This is a genomic window from Leclercia sp. LSNIH8, assembly GCF_002920195.1.
Taxonomy (GTDB): Bacteria; Pseudomonadota; Gammaproteobacteria; order Enterobacterales; family Enterobacteriaceae; genus Enterobacter.
The window spans coordinates 1-18431 of the sequence record NZ_PQJY01000014.1 but is presented as its reverse complement, the minus strand read 5'-3'; the positions used below and the strand labels follow the sequence as shown (position 1 = coordinate 18431).

Sequence of the window (18431 nt, the reverse complement as noted above, 5' to 3'; positions counted from 1 at the left end):
CTGTTGATGTAGCATTAACCAACTAAAGGTTGACTTTATTTCACCGGATACGCTTTCGTAAAGCAATAGTAAGCTGATATTCTACCACACTATGAGCAAAACACATTTAACAGAACAGAAGTTTTCCGACTTCGCCCTGCACCCAAAGGTGATTGAAGCCCTTGAAAATAAAGGGTTTCATAACTGCACGCCCATTCAGGCTCTCGCCCTTCCGCTGACGCTGGCGGGTCGCGACGTTGCAGGGCAGGCGCAAACCGGTACCGGCAAAACGATGGCGTTTTTAACGTCAACGTTTCATTATTTACTCTCTCATCCGGCAATTGCTGACCGTAAAGTTAACCAACCGCGCGCGCTGATTATGGCACCGACGCGAGAACTGGCGGTACAGATCCACGCTGATGCAGAACCCCTGGCGCAAGCTACCGGCCTGAAACTCGGCCTGGCCTACGGCGGTGACGGTTATGACAAACAGCTGAAAGTGCTGGAAAGCGGCGTCGATATTCTGATCGGCACCACCGGCCGTCTTATCGATTACGCGAAGCAGAACCACATTAACCTCGGCGCTATCCAGGTTGTGGTGCTGGACGAAGCCGATCGCATGTACGATCTCGGCTTTATTAAAGATATCCGCTGGCTGTTCCGCCGCATGCCTGCCGCTAACCAGCGTCTGAATATGCTGTTCTCGGCTACGCTCTCTTATCGCGTCCGTGAACTGGCGTTCGAACAGATGAACAACGCCGAATACGTCGAAGTGGAACCGGAACAGAAAACCGGCCACCGTATTAAAGAAGAGCTTTTTTACCCTTCTAACGAAGAGAAAATGCGTCTGCTGCAGTCGCTCATTGAAGAAGAGTGGCCGGATCGTGCCATCGTTTTCGCCAATACCAAACATCGCTGTGAAGATATCTGGGGCCACCTGGCTGCGGATGGACACCGTGTTGGTCTGTTGACGGGCGACGTCGCACAGAAAAAACGTCTGCGCATTCTTGAAGAGTTCACCCGTGGCGATCTGGATATTCTGGTTGCAACGGATGTCGCCGCGCGCGGTCTGCACATCCCGGCGGTTACGCATGTCTTCAACTATGACCTGCCGGACGACTGCGAAGATTACGTTCACCGTATCGGGCGTACCGGTCGTGCGGGTGCCAGCGGGCACTCCATCAGCCTGGCCTGTGAAGAGTACGCGCTGAACCTGCCAGCAATTGAGACCTATATCGGCCACTCAATTCCGGTCAGCAAATACAACCCGGAAGCGCTGTTGAGCGAACTTCCACCGCCGAAACGCCTGACCCGCGCGCGTTCTGGCAATGGTCCGCGCCGTAACAGCGCACCGCGTAATCGTCGTCGTTCAGGCTAAAAATATGCTCCGGTCTACCTCGCTCTATGCAGCTATTGATTTAGGTTCGAATAGTTTTCATATGCTGGTTGTACGCGAGGTGGCGGGCAGTGTTCAAACGCTGACGCGTATTAAGCGCAAGGTCCGCCTCGCGGCGGGCCTGAGTGCTGATAATCACCTCTCTCCAGAAGCCATGGAGCGCGGCTGGCAATGTCTGCGCCTTTTTGCCGAACGCCTGCAGGATATCCCTTCTCAGCAAATCCGCGTTGTCGCTACCGCAACCCTGCGTCTGGCGGTGAATGCCGGTGAATTTATTGCCACGGCCCAGCAGATCCTCGGCTGCCCGATACAGGTGATCAGTGGTGAAGAAGAAGCCCGCCTGATTTATCAGGGAGTAGCGCATACCACGGGCGGTGACGAGCGTCGTCTGGTGGTGGATATCGGTGGCGCAAGCACTGAGCTGGTCACCGGTAATGGCGCCCAGGCGACATCCCTGAACAGCTTATCGATGGGTTGTGTCACCTGGCTTGAACGCTACTTTACCGATCGCAATCTGGCGCAAGAAAACTTTGATGACGCGGAAAAAGCCGCGCGCGAGGTGCTGCGTCCGGTGTCGGATGAGCTGCGTTATCACGGCTGGAAAGTCTGCGTCGGTGCTTCCGGCACCGTTCAGGCGTTGCAGGAAATCATGATGGCGCAGGGGATGGATGAGCGCATCACGCTGGCGAAACTTCAGCAGTTAAAACAGCGCGCGATCCTTTGCGGCCGCCTGGAAGAGCTGGAAATTGAAGGACTCACCCTTGAGCGCGCGCTGGTCTTCCCGAGCGGGCTGGCGATCCTGATTGCCATTTTCACCGAACTGAATATTCAGTGCATGACCCTTGCGGGCGGCGCGCTGCGGGAAGGGCTGGTCTACGGCATGTTGCATCTGGCGGTCGATCAGGATATTCGCGACCACACGCTGCGCAACATCCAGCGCCGGTTCATGGTCGATATTGAACAGGCGCACCGGGTAGCGAATCTGGCGACACGTTTCCTCGATCTCGTCGAAAATGAGTGGCATATTGAGCCCATCTGCCGCGAATTACTGCTTAGCGCCTGCCAGTTACATGAAATTGGCCTGAGCGTCGATTTCAAACAAGCGCCGCTGCATGCGGCGTATCTGGTGCGCAATCTCGATTTGCCCGGCTTTACCCCGGCGCAAAAGAAATTGTTGGCCACGCTGCTGTTAAACCAGACCAACCCTGTCGATCTCTCTTCGCTCCACCAGCAAAACGCGGTTCCGCCGCGCGTGGCGGAACATCTGTGCCGCCTGCTGCGTCTGGCGATCCTCTTTGCCAGCCGTCGCCGGGACGATCTGTTGCCGGCCATCACGCTGAAGGCGGAAGGTGAGAAGCTGACGCTAACCTTGCCGGAAAACTGGCTGGAGACGCATCCGCTGGGTGCCGAAATGCTGGTACAGGAGTCCCAGTGGCAGAGCTACGTGCACTGGGCGCTTGAGGTTCATTAATTACGACAATATGCCCGGTAGCGCTACGCATACCGGGCCTTCAGACTAGCGATTTTTCGCTTTTTCCATCATGGCGCGAATATTGGCGATACTGGCCTGGCCTTTATGCATCCGCTCTTCAGCGGTAATCACTTTGCGCTCCTGCTCCCAGAGTACATCATCCTGCGGTAACTCCAGCAGGAAGCGGCTCGGCTCCGGACGCACCAGCTCTCCATACTGACGCCGCTCCTTACACAGCGTAAATGTCAGCTCTTTTTGCGCCCGCGTGATGCCTACATAGGCCAGACGACGCTCTTCATCGACGTTATCCTCATCGATGCTGCTCTGGTGCGGCAGTAAGCCCTCTTCCATGCCCACCAGATAGACATACGGGAACTCAAGCCCTTTCGAGGCATGCAGGGTCATCAGCTGCACCTGATCCGCCTCCTCTTCGCTTTCGCCGCGCTCCATCATATCGCGCAGGGTAAAGCGAGTGACGACCTGGGTCAGGGTCATCGGCTCGTCGATATCGGAACCTTCCAGCATCTCGGTCATCCAGGTGAAGAGCTGGTTAACGTTCTTCATCCGCATCTCGGCTGCTTTCGGGCTGGCGGAAGTTTCATACAGCCAGGATTCATAGTCGATGCCGCGGATCAGATCCCGCACCGCATTAATCGGTTCCCGCTCGCTGAGCTGCTGGATTTCACGCAACCAGTAGGTAAAGCGGGTCAGCGATTCATAGCCGCGCCCGGTTAAGGTCTGGCTCAGGCCCATATCAAAGCTGGCGTTCAGCAGGCTCTTGTTGCGGGTCATCGCCCACTCGCCCAGTTTTTGCAGCGTCGCCGGGCCAATCTCGCGCTTCGGCGTATTGACGATCCGCAGGAAAGCACTGTCATCATCCGGGTTGGTCAGCACGCGCAGGTAGGCGAGCAGATCCTTGATTTCCGGGCGCGAGAAGAACGAGGTCCCGCCGGAGATTTTGTACGGGATGCGGTTCTGCATCAGCATCTTTTCAAAGACGCGCGACTGGTGATTTCCGCGATAGAGAATGGCGTAGTCTTTGTAGTTGGTTTTGTTCACGAAGTGATGGGCAATTAGTTCGCCCGCCACGCGCTCGGCTTCGTGATCTTCATTGTTGGCGCTGAGCACCTTCAGCTCCGTGCCGTATCCCAGTTCGGAAAAGAGGCGTTTTTCAAACACATGTGGGTTATTGGCGATCAGGATGTTGGCCGCCTTCAGAATACGCCCGGATGAGCGGTAGTTCTGCTCCAGCTTGATCACCTGCAGCGCCGGGAAGTCCTTACTGAGCAGGACCAGGTTCTGTGGACGAGCGCCGCGCCAGGAGTAGATCGACTGGTCATCGTCGCCCACCACGGTGAAACGCGCCCGCTGACCCACCAGCAGTTTCACCAGCTCGTACTGGCTGGTGTTGGTGTCCTGATATTCATCCACCAGCAGGTAGCGGATCTTGTTCTGCCAGCGCTCACGCACCTCTTCATTGCTTTGCAGCAGCAGCGTAGGCAGCAGGATCAGGTCGTCAAAGTCGAGCACATTGCAGGCTTTAAGATGATCGTTATACAGGCTGTAGCAGTGGGCGAAGATCCGATCCCGCTCCCCTTTGGCGCTTGCGGCGGCCTGGGCAGGGCTCATCAGATCGTTTTTCCAGTTTGAGATCGTGGAGATCAACTGCTGCAGCACCACTTTGTCATCTTCGATCAGCCCTTCGGTCAGCTCCTTGAGCAACGCCACCTGATCGGTATCGTCAAACAGCGAGAAGTTGGCTTTCATCCCCAACGCCGCATATTCGCGCTTAATGATATCCAGACCCAGGGTATGGAAGGTGGAGATCATCAGGCCGCGGGCCTCTTTGCGCCCTAACGTCTGCCCGACACGCTCTTTCATCTCGCGCGCCGCTTTGTTGGTAAAGGTCACCGCGGCAATGTGGCGTGCCTGATAGCCGCAGCCGCGGATCAGGTGAGCGATTTTGTTGGTGATGACGCGGGTTTTACCGGAACCCGCCCCTGCCAGCACCAGGCATGGTCCAGTAACGAATTCGACCGCTTGTTGTTGTCCAGGGTTTAAACGCATGGGAATATTGCTCAATCTTCGAACGGGGTGGGGATTGTAGCAGAAAGCCGGGCGCAGATTTACCGGCTAATGATAAAGTGAACAAAACGCGATTAACCCCGAGAGCAGAACCATGAAAAAGAGCGCAGCGGCCCTGCACATTCTGGTAAAAGAAGAGAAGCTGGCGCAGGAGATCCTTGCCAAACTGGAACGCGGCATCAGCTTCGATCATCTGGCGAAGCGCTACTCTAAATGTCCCTCCGGGCGCAACGGCGGCGATTTAGGGGAATTTAAGCAGGGTGTGATGGTGGGTCCTTTCGATGAGGCGGTTTTTAGCTGCCCGCTGCTGAAACCCTACGGCCCGGTCAAAACGAAGTATGGCTACCATATCATTAAGGTGCTGTATCGCCGCTAACGCGTGGTATATTGCGCCCCGATTTAACTCAACCCTTCAAGGCACGATCATGGCAAAAACAGCAGCAGCACTGCATATTCTTGTTAAAGAAGAGAAACTGGCTCTGGATCTTCTGGAGCAGATTAAAAACGGCGCCGACTTCGGCAAGCTGGCGAAGAAGCACTCTATTTGCCCGTCAGGCAAACGCGGCGGCGATCTGGGTGAATTCCGCCAGGGTCAGATGGTCCCGGCGTTCGATAAAGTGGTATTCTCCTGCCCGGTGCTGGAGCCAACCGGCCCGCTGCACACTCAGTTCGGTTACCACATCATTAAAGTGCTGTACCGGAATTAAAAAAACCGGTCTCTTACTGCACCGGTTTTTTAACTCAAAGCATTCCCCTAAGGATTTCAGTTTGCAGGAAGGCGGCAAGTGAGTACAGCCCCAGGAGCATAGATAACTATGTGACTGGGGTGTACGAACGTAGCCAACGCACCTGCAAGCTGAAAGACGACGGGGAATTAGCCTGCTACTGCGATACGTTTCATATCGGTCATATAGCCACGCAGCTTCTGACCCACTTTCTCGATCTCGTGGCTGCGAATCGCTTCGTTCACGTCACGCAGCTGGGCATTATCTACCGCACCTTCGGCAATCGCTTTGCCCAGATCGCCTGGCTGCAGGGTGGTCATGAACTCTTTCAGCAACGGTACGCAGGCATAAGAGAACAGGTAGTTACCGTATTCAGCGGTATCGGAGATAACCACGTTCATTTCGTACAGACGCTTACGGGCGATGGTGTTCGCGATCAGCGGCAGCTCGTGCAGGGATTCATAGTACGCAGACTCTTCGATGATGCCGGAATCCACCATGGTTTCGAACGCCAGCTCAACGCCCGCTTTCACCATCGCAATCATCAGAACGCCTTTATCGAAGTACTCCTGCTCGCCGATTTTGCCTTCATACTGTGGCGCAGTTTCGAACGCGGTTTTACCGGTCTCTTCGCGCCAGGTCAGCAGGTTTTTGTCGTCGTTGGCCCAGTCAGCCATCATGCCGGAAGAGAACTCGCCGGAGATAATGTCGTCCATATGTTTCTGGAACAGCGGCGCCATGATGGTTTTCAGCTGCTCGGACAGCGCAAAGGCACGCAGTTTCGCCGGATTAGACAGGCGATCCATCATCAGGGTGATGCCGCCCTGCTTCAGCGCTTCGGTGATGGTTTCCCAGCCGAACTGAATCAGTTTTTCCGCATATGCCGGGTCGGTGCCTTCTTCCACCAGCTTGTCGAAGCAGAGCAGAGAACCGGCCTGCAGCATGCCGCAGAGGATAGTCTGCTCACCCATCAGGTCAGATTTCACTTCCGCAACGAAGGAGGACTCCAGCACGCCCGCACGGTGACCACCGGTGGCTGCTGCCCATGCTTTGGCGATCGCCATCCCTTCGCCTTTCGGGTCGTTTTCCGGGTGAACCGCGATCAGCGTCGGCACACCGAAACCACGCTTGTACTCTTCACGCACTTCGGTACCCGGGCATTTTGGCGCCACCATCACGACGGTGATGTCTTTACGAATCTGCTCGCCCACTTCAACGATGTTGAAGCCGTGGGAATAACCCAGCGCCGCGCCATCTTTCATCATAGGCTGTACGGAACGCACAACGTCAGAGTGCTGTTTGTCTGGCGTCAGGTTAACAACCAGATCCGCCTGTGGGATCAGCTCTTCGTAGGTACCGACTTTAAAACCATTTTCGGTCGCTTTGCGCCAGGAAGCACGCTTCTCAGCAATCGCTTCTTTACGCAGGGCATAAGAGATATCCAGGCCGGAGTCGCGCATGTTCAGACCCTGGTTCAGGCCCTGGGCGCCACAGCCGACGATGACCACTTTCTTACCCTGAAGGTAGCTTGCGCCATCGGCAAATTCATCGCGCGCCATAAAGCGGCATTTGCCCAGCTGCGCCAACTGCTGGCGCAGGTTCAGTGTGTTGAAGTAGTTAGCCATGGTGATACCTCGTGATGTTGTGTGTCTTATTGTTCGGTTCGCTGTTCAGCGAGAATGTACCCACATTACAACAGGAAATTTATTGCGGAAATTGATATATTCACAACGTCACGTTGCAATATTTGCAATGTAAAAAGGGGGAGTGGAATCGGTGGATTTACGCGATCTAAAAATGTTTCTGCATCTGGCGGAAAGCCGCCATTTTGGCCGCAGCGCACGGGCGATGCATGTCAGCCCCTCCACGCTTTCCCGCCAGATCCAGCGTCTGGAGGAAGATCTCGGCCAGCCGCTGTTTGTGCGTGATAACCGCACGGTGACGCTCACCGAAGCGGGGGAAGAGTTGCGGGCGTTTGCCCAGCAGACGCTATTGCAGTATCAGCAGCTGCGCCACACCATCGACCAGCAGGGGCCCTCGCTCTCCGGCGAGCTCCACATCTTCTGCTCGGTGACCGCCGCCTACAGCCATCTTCCCCCCATTCTTGACCGCTTCCGCGCGGAGCATCCCTCGGTCGAGATTAAACTCACCACCGGCGATGCCGCCGATGCGATGGAAAAGGTAGTGACGGGTGAAGCGGATCTGGCCATTGCCGGGAAGCCGGAAACCCTGCCGGGGGCGGTGGCCTTCTCGATGCTGGAAAATCTGGCGGTGGTGTTGATTGCCCCGGCGCTGCCCTGCCCGGTGCGTAATCAGGTGTCGGTGGAGAAGCCCGACTGGTCAACGGTGCCCTTTATCATGGCCGATCAGGGACCGGTGCGCCGTCGCATTGAGCTGTGGTTCCGTCGTCAAAAAATCAGCAACCCTTCCATCTATGCGACAGTGGGCGGCCATGAGGCGATGGTTTCAATGGTGGCGCTCGGCTGCGGCGTGGCGCTGCTGCCGGAAGTGGTGCTGGAGAACAGTCCGGAGCCGGTGCGTAACCGCGTGATGATTCTGGAGCGCAGCGACGAGAAAACGCCGTTTGAGCTTGGCGTCTGCGCACAAAAAAAGCGGCTGCATGAGCCGCTTATTGATGCGTTCTGGAAAATATTGCCCAACCACTAAAGCCGGGTGGCGCTGCGCTAACCCGGCCTACGATTCACTTAACCTGCCAGGAAGAAACGGAACGCCGGGTTGTGGGTTTCGTCATGACACTCGTAGCCCAGTTCATTCAGCCGCGTTTCGAAATCCGGCTCGTGCTCGCCAAGTTCGAACGCCGCCAGCACGCGACCATAGTCGGTGCCGTGGCTGCGGTAGTGGAACAGGGAGATGTTCCAGTGCGTACCCAGAGTATGCAGGAACTTGAGTAGCGCACCCGGCGATTCCGGGAACTCGAAGCTGAACAGACGCTCCCGTAACGGTTTAGACGGACGCCCGCCCACCATGTAGCGCACGTGCAGCTTCGCCATCTCGTCGTCGGAGAGATCCACCACGCTGTAGCCCCCCTGGTGCAGCAGGTTGAGGATCTCTTTGCGCTCGTCCAGACCGCGGCTCAGACGCACGCCGACAAAAATGCAGGCATCTTTGGCATCGGCAAAACGGTAGTTAAACTCTGTTACCGAACGGCCGCCCAGCAGCTGACAGAACTTAAGGAAGCTGCCCTTCTCTTCCGGGATGGTCACCGCCAGCAGCGCTTCACGCTGTTCCCCCAGCTCGCAACGCTCGGAAACGTAGCGCAGACCGTGGAAGTTGACGTTAGCGCCGGAAAGGACATGGGCCAGACGCTCGCCGCGAATATTGTGCTGGGCGATGTATTTTTTCATCCCCGCCAGCGCCAGCGCGCCAGACGGCTCTGCCACCGCGCGCACATCTTCGAAGAGATCTTTCATTGCCGCGCAGATGGCATCACTGTCGACGGTGATGATGTCGTCGAGATACTCCTGGCAGAGACGGAAGGTTTCATCCCCGATGCGTTTCACCGCCACGCCCTCGGCAAACAACCCAACGCGCGGCAGGTCTACCGGGTGTCCGGCATCCAGTGCCGCCTTCAGGCAGGCAGAGTCTTCCGCTTCCACGGCAATGACTTTGATCTGCGGCATCAGCTGCTTGATCAGCACCGCCACGCCTGCCGCCAGGCCACCGCCGCCGACCGGCACAAATACGCGGTCGAGATGGGCATCCTGCTGCAGCAGCTCCAGCGCCAGCGTCCCCTGACCAGCAATCACCATCGGGTGATCGAACGGCGGCACCCAGGTAAATCCCTGCTGCTGTGCCAGCTCGATCGCTTTGGCTTTCGCTTCGTCAAAATTGGCACCGTGAAGCAGCACTTCGCCGCCAAAACCCCGTACCGCATCCACTTTGATATCTGCCGTGGCAACCGGCATTACAATCAGCGCTTTTAACCCCAGACGCGCAGACGAGAACGCCACGCCCTGGGCATGGTTGCCCGCCGAGGCGGTGATCACACCACGCGCTTTTTGCTCGTCGGTCAGGCCGGCCATCATCGCGTAAGCGCCGCGCAGCTTAAAGCTGTGTACCGGCTGACGGTCTTCACGTTTTACCAGAATGACGTTATCGAGGCGCGCCGAGAGCTTGTCCATTTTTTGCAGCGGCGTGACCTGCACCGCTTCATAGACCGGCGCACGTAGCACCGCCCTGAGATACTCCGCCCCCTCAGGGGCGGCGGATAAGGGTTGGGATTCGGCCATCATTAACCCCCAAGTTTAGATTTATCGCGCACTGCGCCTTTATCTGCACTGGTGGCGAGGGTCGCGTATGCGCGCAGGGCGAAAGAGACTTCACGCTGGCGATCTTTCGGCGTCCAGGCTTTATCCCCACGCGCTTCCTGTGCTTCGCGGCGGGCTGCAATTTCCTGGTCGCTCAGTTTCAGCTGAATACCGCGATTCGGAATGTCGATTTCGATCAGATCGCCATCTTCGATGATCGCGATGTTGCCGCCGCTGGCCGCTTCCGGCGAAACGTGGCCGATAGAGAGACCGGAGGTGCCGCCGGAGAAACGCCCATCGGTGATCAGCGCACAGGCTTTACCGAGGCCCATCGATTTCAGGAAGGTGGTCGGGTAGAGCATCTCCTGCATTCCAGGCCCGCCTTTCGGCCCTTCGTAGCGGATCACCACGACATCGCCTTCAACCACTTTGCCGCCGAGGATCGCTTCTACCGCCTCGTCCTGGCTCTCGTAGACTTTTGCCGGGCCGGTAAATTTCAGGATGCTGTCGTCCACGCCCGCGGTTTTAACGATACAGCCGTTTTCCGCGAAGTTGCCGTACAGCACCGCCAGACCACCATCTTTACTGTAGGCATGTTCCAGCGAGCGGATACAACCTTCAGCGCGATCGTCATCCAGGCTGTCCCAGCGACAATCCTGCGAGAATGCCTGGGTGGTACGGATACCGGCCGGACCGGCGCGGAACATTTTTTTCACTGACTCATCTTTGGTCAGCATCACGTCATACTGATCCAGCGCCTGCGGCAGCGTCAGGCCCAGCACGTTTTTCACGTCGCGGTTCATCAACCCGGCGCGATCCAGCTCACCGAGGATCCCCAGCACGCCACCGGCACGGTGAACATCTTCCATATGGTATTTTTGCGTGCTTGGCGCAACCTTACATAGCTGCGGCACTTTGCGGGAGAGCTTGTCGATATCACTCATGGTGAAGTCGATCTCCGCTTCCTGCGCGGCGGCCAGCAGGTGCAGAACGGTGTTAGTGGAACCGCCCATAGCGATATCCAGCGTCATGGCGTTTTCAAATGCCGCTTTGCTGGCGATATTGCGCGGCAGCGCGCTGGCATCGTCCTGCTCGTAGTAGCGTTTGGTCAGCTCAACGATGCGTTTACCGGCATTGATAAACAGCTCCTTACGATCGGCGTGGGTCGCCAGCAGCGAGCCGTTGCCCGGCTGAGACAGGCCCAGCGCTTCGGTCAGGCAGTTCATTGAGTTGGCGGTGAACATCCCGGAGCAAGAGCCGCAGGTCGGGCACGCTGAACGTTCAACCTGTTCGCTCTGCTCGTCGGAGACTTTCGGGTCCGCGCCCTGAATCATCGCGTCAACCAGGTCGAGCTTAATGATCTTATCGGAGAGCTTGGTTTTACCCGCTTCCATCGGGCCGCCGGAGACGAAGATCACCGGAATGTTCAGGCGCAGGGAGGCCATCAGCATCCCTGGGGTGATTTTGTCGCAGTTGGAGATACAGACCATGGCATCGGCACAGTGGGCGTTCACCATGTACTCCACCGAGTCGGCAATCAGCTCGCGCGACGGCAGTGAATAAAGCATGCCCCCGTGCCCCATTGCGATCCCGTCATCCACGGCGATGGTGTTGAACTCTTTCGCCACACCACCGGAGGCTTCAATCTGCTCGGCAACCAGCTTCCCGAGGTCGCGCAGGTGCACGTGGCCCGGCACAAACTGGGTAAAAGAGTTGACCACGGCGATAATCGGTTTCCCGAAGTCGGCGTCGGTCATTCCGGTGGCGCGCCACAGCGCGCGGGCACCCGCCATGTTGCGGCCGTGAGTGGTGGTGGCGGAACGGTACTTAGGCATGCGTTATTTACTCCCGTCTATCTGGTAAATGGGACGGTGCGTGCCGTCCCATATTTATGCTTATGGATTAACCTGGTCCAACCAACCCCATTTATCTTCGGTTTCGCCGGTGAAGAGGCCGAAGAAGGCTTCCTGGATACGTTTAGTGACCGGGCCACGGCGGCCTTCGCCGACCTGAATGCCGTCAACGCTGCGTACAGGGGTGATCTCTGCTGCGGTACCGGACATGAACACTTCATCGGCCAGGTACAGCGATTCACGGGACAGCACCTGCTCGCGCACTTCAATGCCAAGATCCTGTGCCAGTTTGATAATGGCGTCGCGGGTGATACCCGGCAGGGCGGAAGAGGTGAATGGCGGAGTGAACAGAACGCCATCTTTCACTTCAAACAGGTTCTCACCCGCACCTTCAGAGATGTAGCCGTTCACATCCAGGGCGATACCTTCCTGATAGCCGTGACGGCGCGCTTCGCTGCCAACCAGCAGGGAGGAGAGATAGTTACCGCCCGCTTTGGCTGCGGTCGGAATGGTATTTGGCGCCACACGGTTCCAGGAGGAGACCATCGCATCGATCCCCTGCTCCAGCGCTTCTGCGCCCAGGTATGCTCCCCACGGGAACGCGGCGATGATCACATCGGTGGTGTAACCGGCTGGCGGGTTGACGCCCATACCCACATCACCTACGAAAACCAGCGGACGAATATAGGCGCTGGTCAGGTTGTTTTTACGCAGCACCGCGCGGCAAGCTTCCATCAGCTCGTCGACGCTCTGAGAAACAGGGAAGCGATAAATTTTGGCTGAATCACGCAGACGCTGCATGTGTTCACGATGACGGAACACCACCGGGCCTTTGTGTGAGTCGTAGCAACGGATACCTTCAAATACAGACGTACCGTAGTGAAGCGCGTGGGACATCACGTGGACTTTAGCGTCCTCCCAGCGAATCATCTCACCATTGGACCAAATGAAATCAGCTTTTTTCGTCGTCATTTTTCTTCCTTTTGCGCTCAGGCGCGGATTTGTTGTGTTTGTGATGAAGCGGCACGCTGCTGGATATCAACCCGGGCGACGTCGACAAGTTTGCTCAACTGGCTAAACAGTAATTCGACGGGGCGCTGACTGGCAACGGTCAATTCAATATTTATGTTCTGCGCGTCGGTGGCGGTTTCCATGTTCATCGAACAGATCTGGAACCCACGATGGCGCACCACGCGCAATACACGTTCTAACGTTTCCGGGTTGAAGCGAGCCTGAACGGCGACCTGATGTTGCATCATGATAATTTCTCCAGCATTTGTGAGTTACTGGCGCCGGGCGGCACCAACGGCCAGACATTCTCAAGCTCGTCGATTGAGACATGAAGCAGGTAAGGCCCCTTGCTTGACAACATTTCATCAAGTGCCGCTTCAACCTGGTCTTTACGGATGATGTGCTGGCCAGGGATGCCAAAGGCGCTGGCCAGAACGAGGAAATCGGGGTTATCGGTCAGGGTGGTTTCGCTGTAACGCTCCTGGAAAAAGAGCTGCTGCCACTGGCGAACCATGCCTAAACGTTGGTTATCCAGCAGTACGATCTTCACCGGCAGTTGCTTACGCTTGATGGTGCCCAGCTCCTGGACGTTCATCATGAAGGAGCCGTCACCGGAGATACAGATGACCGTATCGTCCGGGCGCGCCACCTGGGCACCCACCGCGGCAGGCAAGCCAAAGCCCATCGTGCCTAAGCCGCTGGACGTGATGAAATTTTCCGGGCGCGTGTAGGTCATGTGCTGGGCTGACCACATCTGGTGCTGGCCCACGTCGGTAGTGACTACGCTGTCGGCTGGCTTACGATCCGACAGCTGTTTCAGCAGCAGCGGCGCATAGATAGCGTCACCCGGATGGTCATAGCGCCAGGCATGTTCGCGGCGCATTGCTGCCGCATGCTGACGCCATGCGTCAATCGCTAAGGGCTGTTGTAACGCAGGCAGCAGCGCGTTGAGATCGCCCTGCAAAGCCACATGCGCCTGACGGAGCTTGTTCATTTCTGCCGGATCGATATCCATATGAATGACTTTTGCATTCGGCGCGAAGGTATTCAGCTTGCCGGTGACACGATCGTCAAAGCGCGCACCCACAGCGATCAACAGGTCGCACTCCTGCACCGCGAGGTTGGCCGCTTTCGTGCCGTGCATCCCCAACATACCCAGATAGTACGGGTAGTCGGCATCCACCGCGCCCAACCCTTTCAATGTGCAGGTCGCGGGCATTTGGGTAACCGCGATAAATTCACGCAGGGCTGGCACGGCCTGCGCCATCCCTACACCGCCGCCCACGTAGAGGATCGGCTTTTGCGCATGGGCCAGCATCTGGCTCGCTTCATTTACTTCGGTATGCGGGAAATCATCAGCGTTCTCAACGGTAGAGAAGTGAGGCTCCAGTTCGCCCAGCGCAACCTGAATATCTTTAGGAATATCAACCAGAACCGGACCAGGACGGCCTGAGTTTGCCACCTCAAATGCCTCCGCCATGACGCGAGGCAGCTCTTCGAGTGACTGGACGAGGAAGCTGTGTTTCGTACACGCCAGTGACAAACCGAGGACGTCCACTTCCTGGAAAGCATCGGTGCCGATGAAGGGTGAAGCGACCTGACCGGTGATGGCCACAACGGGAACGGAATCGAGCAGTGCGTCAGCCAGACCGGTGATCAGGTTGGTTGCGCCAGGGCCAGAGGTCGCCATACAGACGCCGGTTTTCCCTGTAGCACGCGCATAACCGATGGCCGCCATTGCTGCGCCCTGCTCGTGTCGGCACAACAGATGTTCCACGCCGCCGTCATACAGAGCATCGTAAATCGGCATAATTGCACCACCCGGGTAACCGAATACTGTCTCGACTCCCTGCGCCCGCAACGCATGTACTACCCATTGTGCGCCATTCATAGTTAGTTCCCCGTCGTAAATCGGGAGAAACAGAATATTATGCTATTACTCATCATCTGCTCCTCGCTTATGTTTTAAGGTCATAAAAAAACCCCCGGACCTTTCGGTGCGGGGGTCTTAGTTCGTTAAGGCTTGATTATTAAGCCTTTCCTCGTCCAAGTGCAGCCCCGCACGGTGGGATAATAATCACCACCACGCTAATCACGACCAGGCTAATCACTCGTAGAAGGGCTGTCATTTGCTGTTCTTTTTGCATCTTGTTCGAAGGAATACCTAAAGAGTTATCACAGATATCGAATTAAACACAACATTTTTTTATAATTCATTTGATTATTACGCTAATAGTTCAGATAAAAATCATTGTTTTTTATGACAAAAATAGAAAATGAATTATTTTCATTTTTTCCTGGGCAATCGCTGTGAGAAGACAAGCTTATTACCCTTTTGCGAGCAGGCTTCCATGATGATGAAAACATTGCAATTCAAGGAAAATAATCAGGAACAGGCCGCGTAAAAACGCGAAATGACGGTAAAAATCGCGTCAGACAGATGACATAGTGGCACGACAAGGAGGCGATTTATGTCATTGTCGGTTGTCTATACCCGCGCTGCATTAGGCGTTGAAGCACCGCTTATTTGCGTCGAAGTTCATCTCAGTAATGGCCTGCCTGGCCTGACGCTGGTCGGCCTGCCCGAAACCACCGTCAAGGAGGCCAGAGACCGGGTACGCAGCGCGATCATCAATAGTGGTTATACCTTCCCGGCCAAAAAGATCACCATCAATCTGGCCCCAGCCGATCTCCCCAAGGAAGGCGGACGATACGATTTACCTATCGCCATCGCGCTTCTCGTCGCCTCTGAGCAGCTCTCCTCCTCCAGGATAAGCGCATATGAGTTTGTCGGTGAGCTGGCGCTTACAGGCGCGTTAAGAGGGGTTCCTGGCGCGATATCTGGCGCTCTGGCGGCTATACGCGCTGGTAGAGAGATTATCGTCGCCAGAGATAATGCTGCAGAAGTCAGCCTTATTGAAGAAAAAGGCTGCCTGGTTGCTGAACATCTGCAGGAGGTATGCGCTTTTCTTGAGGGACGTCATGAGCTGGCCGCGCCCGTTGGGGAGCCGTTTGTTGCCGAACATAACGAGTGTGACATCAGCGATATCATCGGTCAGGAACAGGGTAAGAGGGCGCTGGAGATCACCGCAGCCGGTGCGCATAACCTGTTGCTCATTGGCCCACCCGGCACCGGCAAAACCATGCTCGCGAGTCGGCTCAACACTCTGCTGCCGCCACTCAGCAATCATGAGGCGCTGGAAAGCGCGGCTATCGTAAGCCTGGTCAGCGCCACATCAATGTATAAGCAATGGCGTCAGCGTCCTTTCCGGGCTCCGCATCATAGTGCCTCGCTGGTAGCCATGGTGGGTGGAGGCGCAATTCCTGCGCCGGGAGAGATCTCACTGGCACATAATGGCATCCTGTTCCTGGACGAATTGCCCGAGTTTGAGCGTCGCGTACTGGATGCCTTACGCGAGCCCATCGAATCCGGACAAATTAATATCTCCCGCACCCGCGCCAAGATCAGTTATCCGGCACGCTTCCAGCTTATCGCCGCCATGAACCCCAGCCCAACGGGGCACTATCAAGGCAATCATAATCGCTGCTCGCCCGAGCAGACGCTGCGCTATTTGGGTCGCTTGTCCGGGCCATTCCTCGATCGCTTCGATCTATCGCTCGAGATCCCCCTACCGCCGCCAGGCTTGCTAAGCCACGCGCATAAAACGGGGGAATCAAGCCTCACCGTGCGAAACCGAGTGATTGCCGCGCAGCAGAGACAGCTTGCGAGGCAGAAGAAACGTAACGCGCATCTGGATAACGCAGAGATCCGCACCTTTTGCCGGCTAGCGGCAGACGACGCGCTGTGGCTGGAGGAGACACTTACCCACTTTGGTCTGTCAGTACGTGCGTGGCAGCGGTTGTTAAAAGTTGCCCGTACTATTGCCGATCTGGAGGAGTGTGAAAATATTGAACGCAGGCATCTACAGGAAGCGCTGAGCTATCGCGCTATTGACCGCCTGCTGTTACACCTGCAAAAGATGCTGGCATAAAAAAAGGGGCCGTAGCCCCTTTTTATTAATCGTCTGAATCGGTGTAGTCTTCCGCACCTTCCATCTGTGGTTTACCACCAGACAAAGTATGGAAACGCTTTGGACGCTTGATACGCGCCAAATATTTGATCCATACGCGCTCCGCTTCCGTTACTGGCTCACGCTCGCCACGGCAGACGGCAACAAATGATTTTTCGTCTTCAGTGGAGGGTTCACGTTTTCCCAAATCCAGTTCATTGAAGGCATAACCATGGCGCTCAAGCAGTTGTGCCTCTTTGATGGTGAAATCACCATGGCGAGAAAATCCGCGTGGATAATTTTTGTTGTCGAAAAAACGATTAGTCGTCGTAAAGCTTTCCGCCATCCTACACGCTCCTATATCTTTGGCCGAGCTATTTATGGCGCGGAGTATTAGTTACGCTTGACAGAGCGTCAAACAAAACATTTAAATCATAACGACAAATAATTTTGCGGAGAATCGCGTGGATACGGAATTGCTAAAAACTTTTCTCGAAGTGAGCAGAACTCGCCACTTTGGGCGCGCCGCAGAAGCGCTTTATCTGACGCAGTCGGCAGTGAGCTTTCGTATTCGACAGCTTGAAAATCAGCTCGGTGTAAACCTTTTCACCCGCCATCGCAACAACATCCGCTTAACGCCAGCGGGAGAGAAACTTCTACCGTATGCCGAAACGCTCATGAACACCTGGCAGGCGGCACGTAAAGAGGTTGCCCATACCTCAAAGCATAATGAGTTCTCTATCGGTGCCAGCGCCTCGCTATGGGAGTGCATGCTTAGCCCGTGGCTCAGTCGGCTATATCGCTCTCACGGGCATCTGCAGTTTGAGGCGCGTATTGCGCAACGGCAGTCGCTGGTTAAGCAACTGCATGAAAGACAACTGGATCTTCTGATCACTACCGAAGCACCGAAAATGGATGAATTCAGCAGCCAGGTTCTCGGGCAGTTCAGTCTGGGACTCTATGCGGCCGAACCTTCCGCTCTGAAAAGCGACCTGAATTATCTGCGCCTTGAATGGGGCCCCGATTTCCAGCCCCATGAGGCGGGGTTGATTGCAGCGGACGATGTTCCAATCCTGACAACCAGTTCTGCTGAAATAGCCTGCCAACAACTCGCAGCGCTTAAAGGTTGTACCTGGCTGCCACAACGCTGGGCCAGTAATAAACCAGGCCTGTATGCGGTCACCGATTCAGTCCTGCTCCAGAGGCCGCTGTACGCTATCTGGCTTCAGAACAGTGACAAACAGGGGCAGATCAAAGATCTACTTAAAATCAATGTGATGGAGTAAAACTGCCTATTGCAGGGACGCAATTAAAGGCTTAAAGAGCGGGAAAGTTGAAATATTACAGGCAAAAAAAATCCTTCGCCGAAGCAAAGGATTCTTTATATGGCAGGGGCGGAGAGACTCGAACTCGCGACACCCGGTTTTGGAGACCGGTGCTCTACCAACTGAGCTACGCCCCTAAATTTCTTACTACTAAGCCTGCTACATTAGCAGGCTTAGTTTAAATAAGTGGCGGAACGGACGGGACTCGAACCCGCGACCCCCTGCGTGACAGGCAGGTATTCTAACCGACTGAACTACCGCTCCACCGAATACTTCTGTAACTACCGGTTTATTGCCCCGGTTTACTA

At 55.9% G+C, this 18431-nt stretch carries 16 protein-coding genes and 2 tRNA genes; 7 read left to right on the top strand and 11 right to left on the bottom strand.

What is annotated here, in order from left to right; genetic code table 11:
* Nucleotides 1-91: 91 nt before the first annotated feature.
* Complete coding sequence (rhlB, locus tag C3406_RS23785; protein ID WP_103825314.1) at nt 92-1357, top strand: ATP-dependent RNA helicase RhlB; 1266 nt, start codon at nt 92-94, stop codon at nt 1355-1357.
* A 4-nt stretch (nt 1358-1361) separates the two neighbouring features.
* Nucleotides 1362-2846: a guanosine-5'-triphosphate,3'-diphosphate diphosphatase gene (gene gppA / locus C3406_RS23780; protein WP_103825313.1), complete on the top strand. Its 1485-nt coding sequence runs from the start codon at nt 1362-1364 to the stop codon at nt 2844-2846.
* Between the two features lie 45 nt (nt 2847-2891).
* Here gppA and rep read toward each other — a convergent pair whose 3' ends face one another.
* Nucleotides 2892-4913 carry a DNA helicase Rep gene (gene rep / locus C3406_RS23775; protein WP_103825312.1) on the bottom strand — a complete coding sequence of 674 codons (2022 nt, stop codon included), beginning with the start codon at nt 4911-4913 and terminating at the stop codon, nt 2892-2894.
* Between the two features lie 112 nt (nt 4914-5025).
* On the opposite strand from rep, the gene ppiC (C3406_RS23770) reads away from it, so the two are divergent.
* Entirely contained in the window at nt 5026-5307 is a 282-nt protein-coding gene (ppiC, locus tag C3406_RS23770; RefSeq protein ID WP_103825311.1) for a peptidylprolyl isomerase PpiC, read from the top strand.
* A gap of 49 nt (nt 5308-5356) precedes the next feature.
* A complete protein-coding gene (gene ppiC, locus C3406_RS23765; protein ID WP_001140251.1) occupies nt 5357-5638 on the top strand; it encodes a peptidylprolyl isomerase PpiC in 282 nt (93 codons plus the stop codon).
* A 167-nt stretch (nt 5639-5805) separates the two neighbouring features.
* On the opposite strand, the gene ilvC is transcribed toward ppiC (C3406_RS23765), so the two are convergent.
* Nucleotides 5806-7281 carry a ketol-acid reductoisomerase gene (ilvC, locus tag C3406_RS23760; RefSeq protein ID WP_103825310.1) on the bottom strand — a complete coding sequence of 492 codons (1476 nt, stop codon included), beginning with the start codon at nt 7279-7281 and terminating at the stop codon, nt 5806-5808.
* 151 nt (nt 7282-7432) lie between these two features.
* Here ilvC and ilvY point away from each other — a divergent pair, with 151 nt between their 5' ends.
* Nucleotides 7433-8323, top strand: coding sequence for an HTH-type transcriptional activator IlvY (gene ilvY / locus C3406_RS23755; protein ID WP_103825368.1), 891 nt, complete (start codon nt 7433-7435; stop codon nt 8321-8323).
* 38 nt (nt 8324-8361) lie between these two features.
* On the opposite strand, the gene ilvA is transcribed toward ilvY, so the two are convergent.
* The 6 genes from ilvA to ilvL form a co-directional block, all read right to left on the bottom strand.
* Nucleotides 8362-9906 (bottom strand): threonine ammonia-lyase, biosynthetic, encoded by a 1545-nt coding sequence (ilvA, locus tag C3406_RS23750; protein ID WP_103825367.1) that lies wholly within the window; start codon nt 9904-9906, stop codon nt 8362-8364.
* 2 nt (nt 9907-9908) lie between these two features.
* Nucleotides 9909-11759, bottom strand: coding sequence for a dihydroxy-acid dehydratase (gene ilvD / locus C3406_RS23745; RefSeq protein WP_103177471.1), 1851 nt, complete (start codon nt 11757-11759; stop codon nt 9909-9911).
* A 60-nt stretch (nt 11760-11819) separates the two neighbouring features.
* A complete protein-coding gene (ilvE, locus tag C3406_RS23740) occupies nt 11820-12749 on the bottom strand; it encodes a branched-chain-amino-acid transaminase (RefSeq protein WP_103825309.1) in 930 nt (309 codons plus the stop codon).
* 17 nt (nt 12750-12766) lie between these two features.
* Complete coding sequence (ilvM, locus tag C3406_RS23735) at nt 12767-13036, bottom strand: acetolactate synthase 2 small subunit (protein ID WP_103177473.1); 270 nt, start codon at nt 13034-13036, stop codon at nt 12767-12769.
* The gene (gene ilvG, locus C3406_RS23730; protein WP_103825308.1) at nt 13033-14679 is read right to left on the bottom strand and encodes an acetolactate synthase 2 catalytic subunit; all 1647 of its coding nucleotides are present in this window, start codon (nt 14677-14679) and stop codon (nt 13033-13035) included. The genes ilvM and ilvG overlap by 4 nt, the downstream gene beginning before the upstream one ends.
* A gap of 139 nt (nt 14680-14818) precedes the next feature.
* Nucleotides 14819-14917: an ilv operon leader peptide gene (gene ilvL, locus C3406_RS23725; RefSeq protein ID WP_001311244.1), complete on the bottom strand. Its 99-nt coding sequence runs from the start codon at nt 14915-14917 to the stop codon at nt 14819-14821.
* A 342-nt stretch (nt 14918-15259) separates the two neighbouring features.
* Between ilvL and C3406_RS23720 the strand changes: the two genes are divergently transcribed.
* Entirely contained in the window at nt 15260-16780 is a 1521-nt protein-coding gene (locus C3406_RS23720) for a YifB family Mg chelatase-like AAA ATPase (protein ID WP_103825307.1), read from the top strand.
* Nucleotides 16781-16805: 25 nt separating this feature from the next.
* Here C3406_RS23720 and C3406_RS23715 read toward each other — a convergent pair whose 3' ends face one another.
* On the bottom strand, nt 16806-17144 hold the full coding sequence (locus C3406_RS23715) for a MaoP family protein (RefSeq protein ID WP_103825306.1): 339 nt from the start codon (nt 17142-17144) through the stop codon (nt 16806-16808).
* Nucleotides 17145-17262: 118 nt separating this feature from the next.
* On the opposite strand from C3406_RS23715, the gene hdfR reads away from it, so the two are divergent.
* Nucleotides 17263-18084 (top strand): HTH-type transcriptional regulator HdfR, encoded by an 822-nt coding sequence (hdfR, locus tag C3406_RS23710; protein ID WP_103825305.1) that lies wholly within the window; start codon nt 17263-17265, stop codon nt 18082-18084.
* 100 nt (nt 18085-18184) lie between these two features.
* Here hdfR and C3406_RS23705 read toward each other — a convergent pair.
* Together C3406_RS23705 and C3406_RS23700 are read right to left on the bottom strand one after the other, a co-directional pair.
* Nucleotides 18185-18260 (bottom strand) — tRNA-Trp (locus tag C3406_RS23705).
* A 50-nt stretch (nt 18261-18310) separates the two neighbouring features.
* Nucleotides 18311-18387 (bottom strand) — tRNA-Asp (locus C3406_RS23700).
* Nucleotides 18388-18431: the final 44 nt, after the last annotated feature.

Excerpts from the sequence above, each read along its gene's own strand:
- C3406_RS23715 (WP_103825306.1), bottom strand. The coding sequence starts at position 17,144 with ATGGCGGAAAGCTTTACGACGACTAATCGTTTTTTCGACAACAAAAAT.
- C3406_RS23720 (WP_103825307.1), top strand. The coding sequence starts at position 15,260 with ATGTCATTGTCGGTTGTCTATACCCGCGCTGCATTAGGCGTTGAAGCA.
- ilvA (WP_103825367.1), bottom strand. The coding sequence starts at position 9,906 with ATGGCCGAATCCCAACCCTTATCCGCCGCCCCTGAGGGGGCGGAGTAT.
- ilvE (WP_103825309.1), bottom strand. The coding sequence starts at position 12,749 with ATGACGACGAAAAAAGCTGATTTCATTTGGTCCAATGGTGAGATGATT.
- ilvM (WP_103177473.1), bottom strand. The coding sequence starts at position 13,036 with ATGATGCAACATCAGGTCGCCGTTCAGGCTCGCTTCAACCCGGAAACG.
- rhlB (WP_103825314.1), top strand. The coding sequence starts at position 92 with ATGAGCAAAACACATTTAACAGAACAGAAGTTTTCCGACTTCGCCCTG.
- ilvD (WP_103177471.1), bottom strand. The coding sequence starts at position 11,759 with ATGCCTAAGTACCGTTCCGCCACCACCACTCACGGCCGCAACATGGCG.
- ppiC (WP_001140251.1), top strand. The coding sequence starts at position 5,357 with ATGGCAAAAACAGCAGCAGCACTGCATATTCTTGTTAAAGAAGAGAAA.
- ilvL (WP_001311244.1), bottom strand. The coding sequence starts at position 14,917 with ATGACAGCCCTTCTACGAGTGATTAGCCTGGTCGTGATTAGCGTGGTG.
- gppA (WP_103825313.1), top strand. The coding sequence starts at position 1,362 with ATGCTCCGGTCTACCTCGCTCTATGCAGCTATTGATTTAGGTTCGAAT.
- rep (WP_103825312.1), bottom strand. The coding sequence starts at position 4,913 with ATGCGTTTAAACCCTGGACAACAACAAGCGGTCGAATTCGTTACTGGA.
- ppiC (WP_103825311.1), top strand. The coding sequence starts at position 5,026 with ATGAAAAAGAGCGCAGCGGCCCTGCACATTCTGGTAAAAGAAGAGAAG.
- ilvC (WP_103825310.1), bottom strand. The coding sequence starts at position 7,281 with ATGGCTAACTACTTCAACACACTGAACCTGCGCCAGCAGTTGGCGCAG.
- ilvG (WP_103825308.1), bottom strand. The coding sequence starts at position 14,679 with ATGAATGGCGCACAATGGGTAGTACATGCGTTGCGGGCGCAGGGAGTC.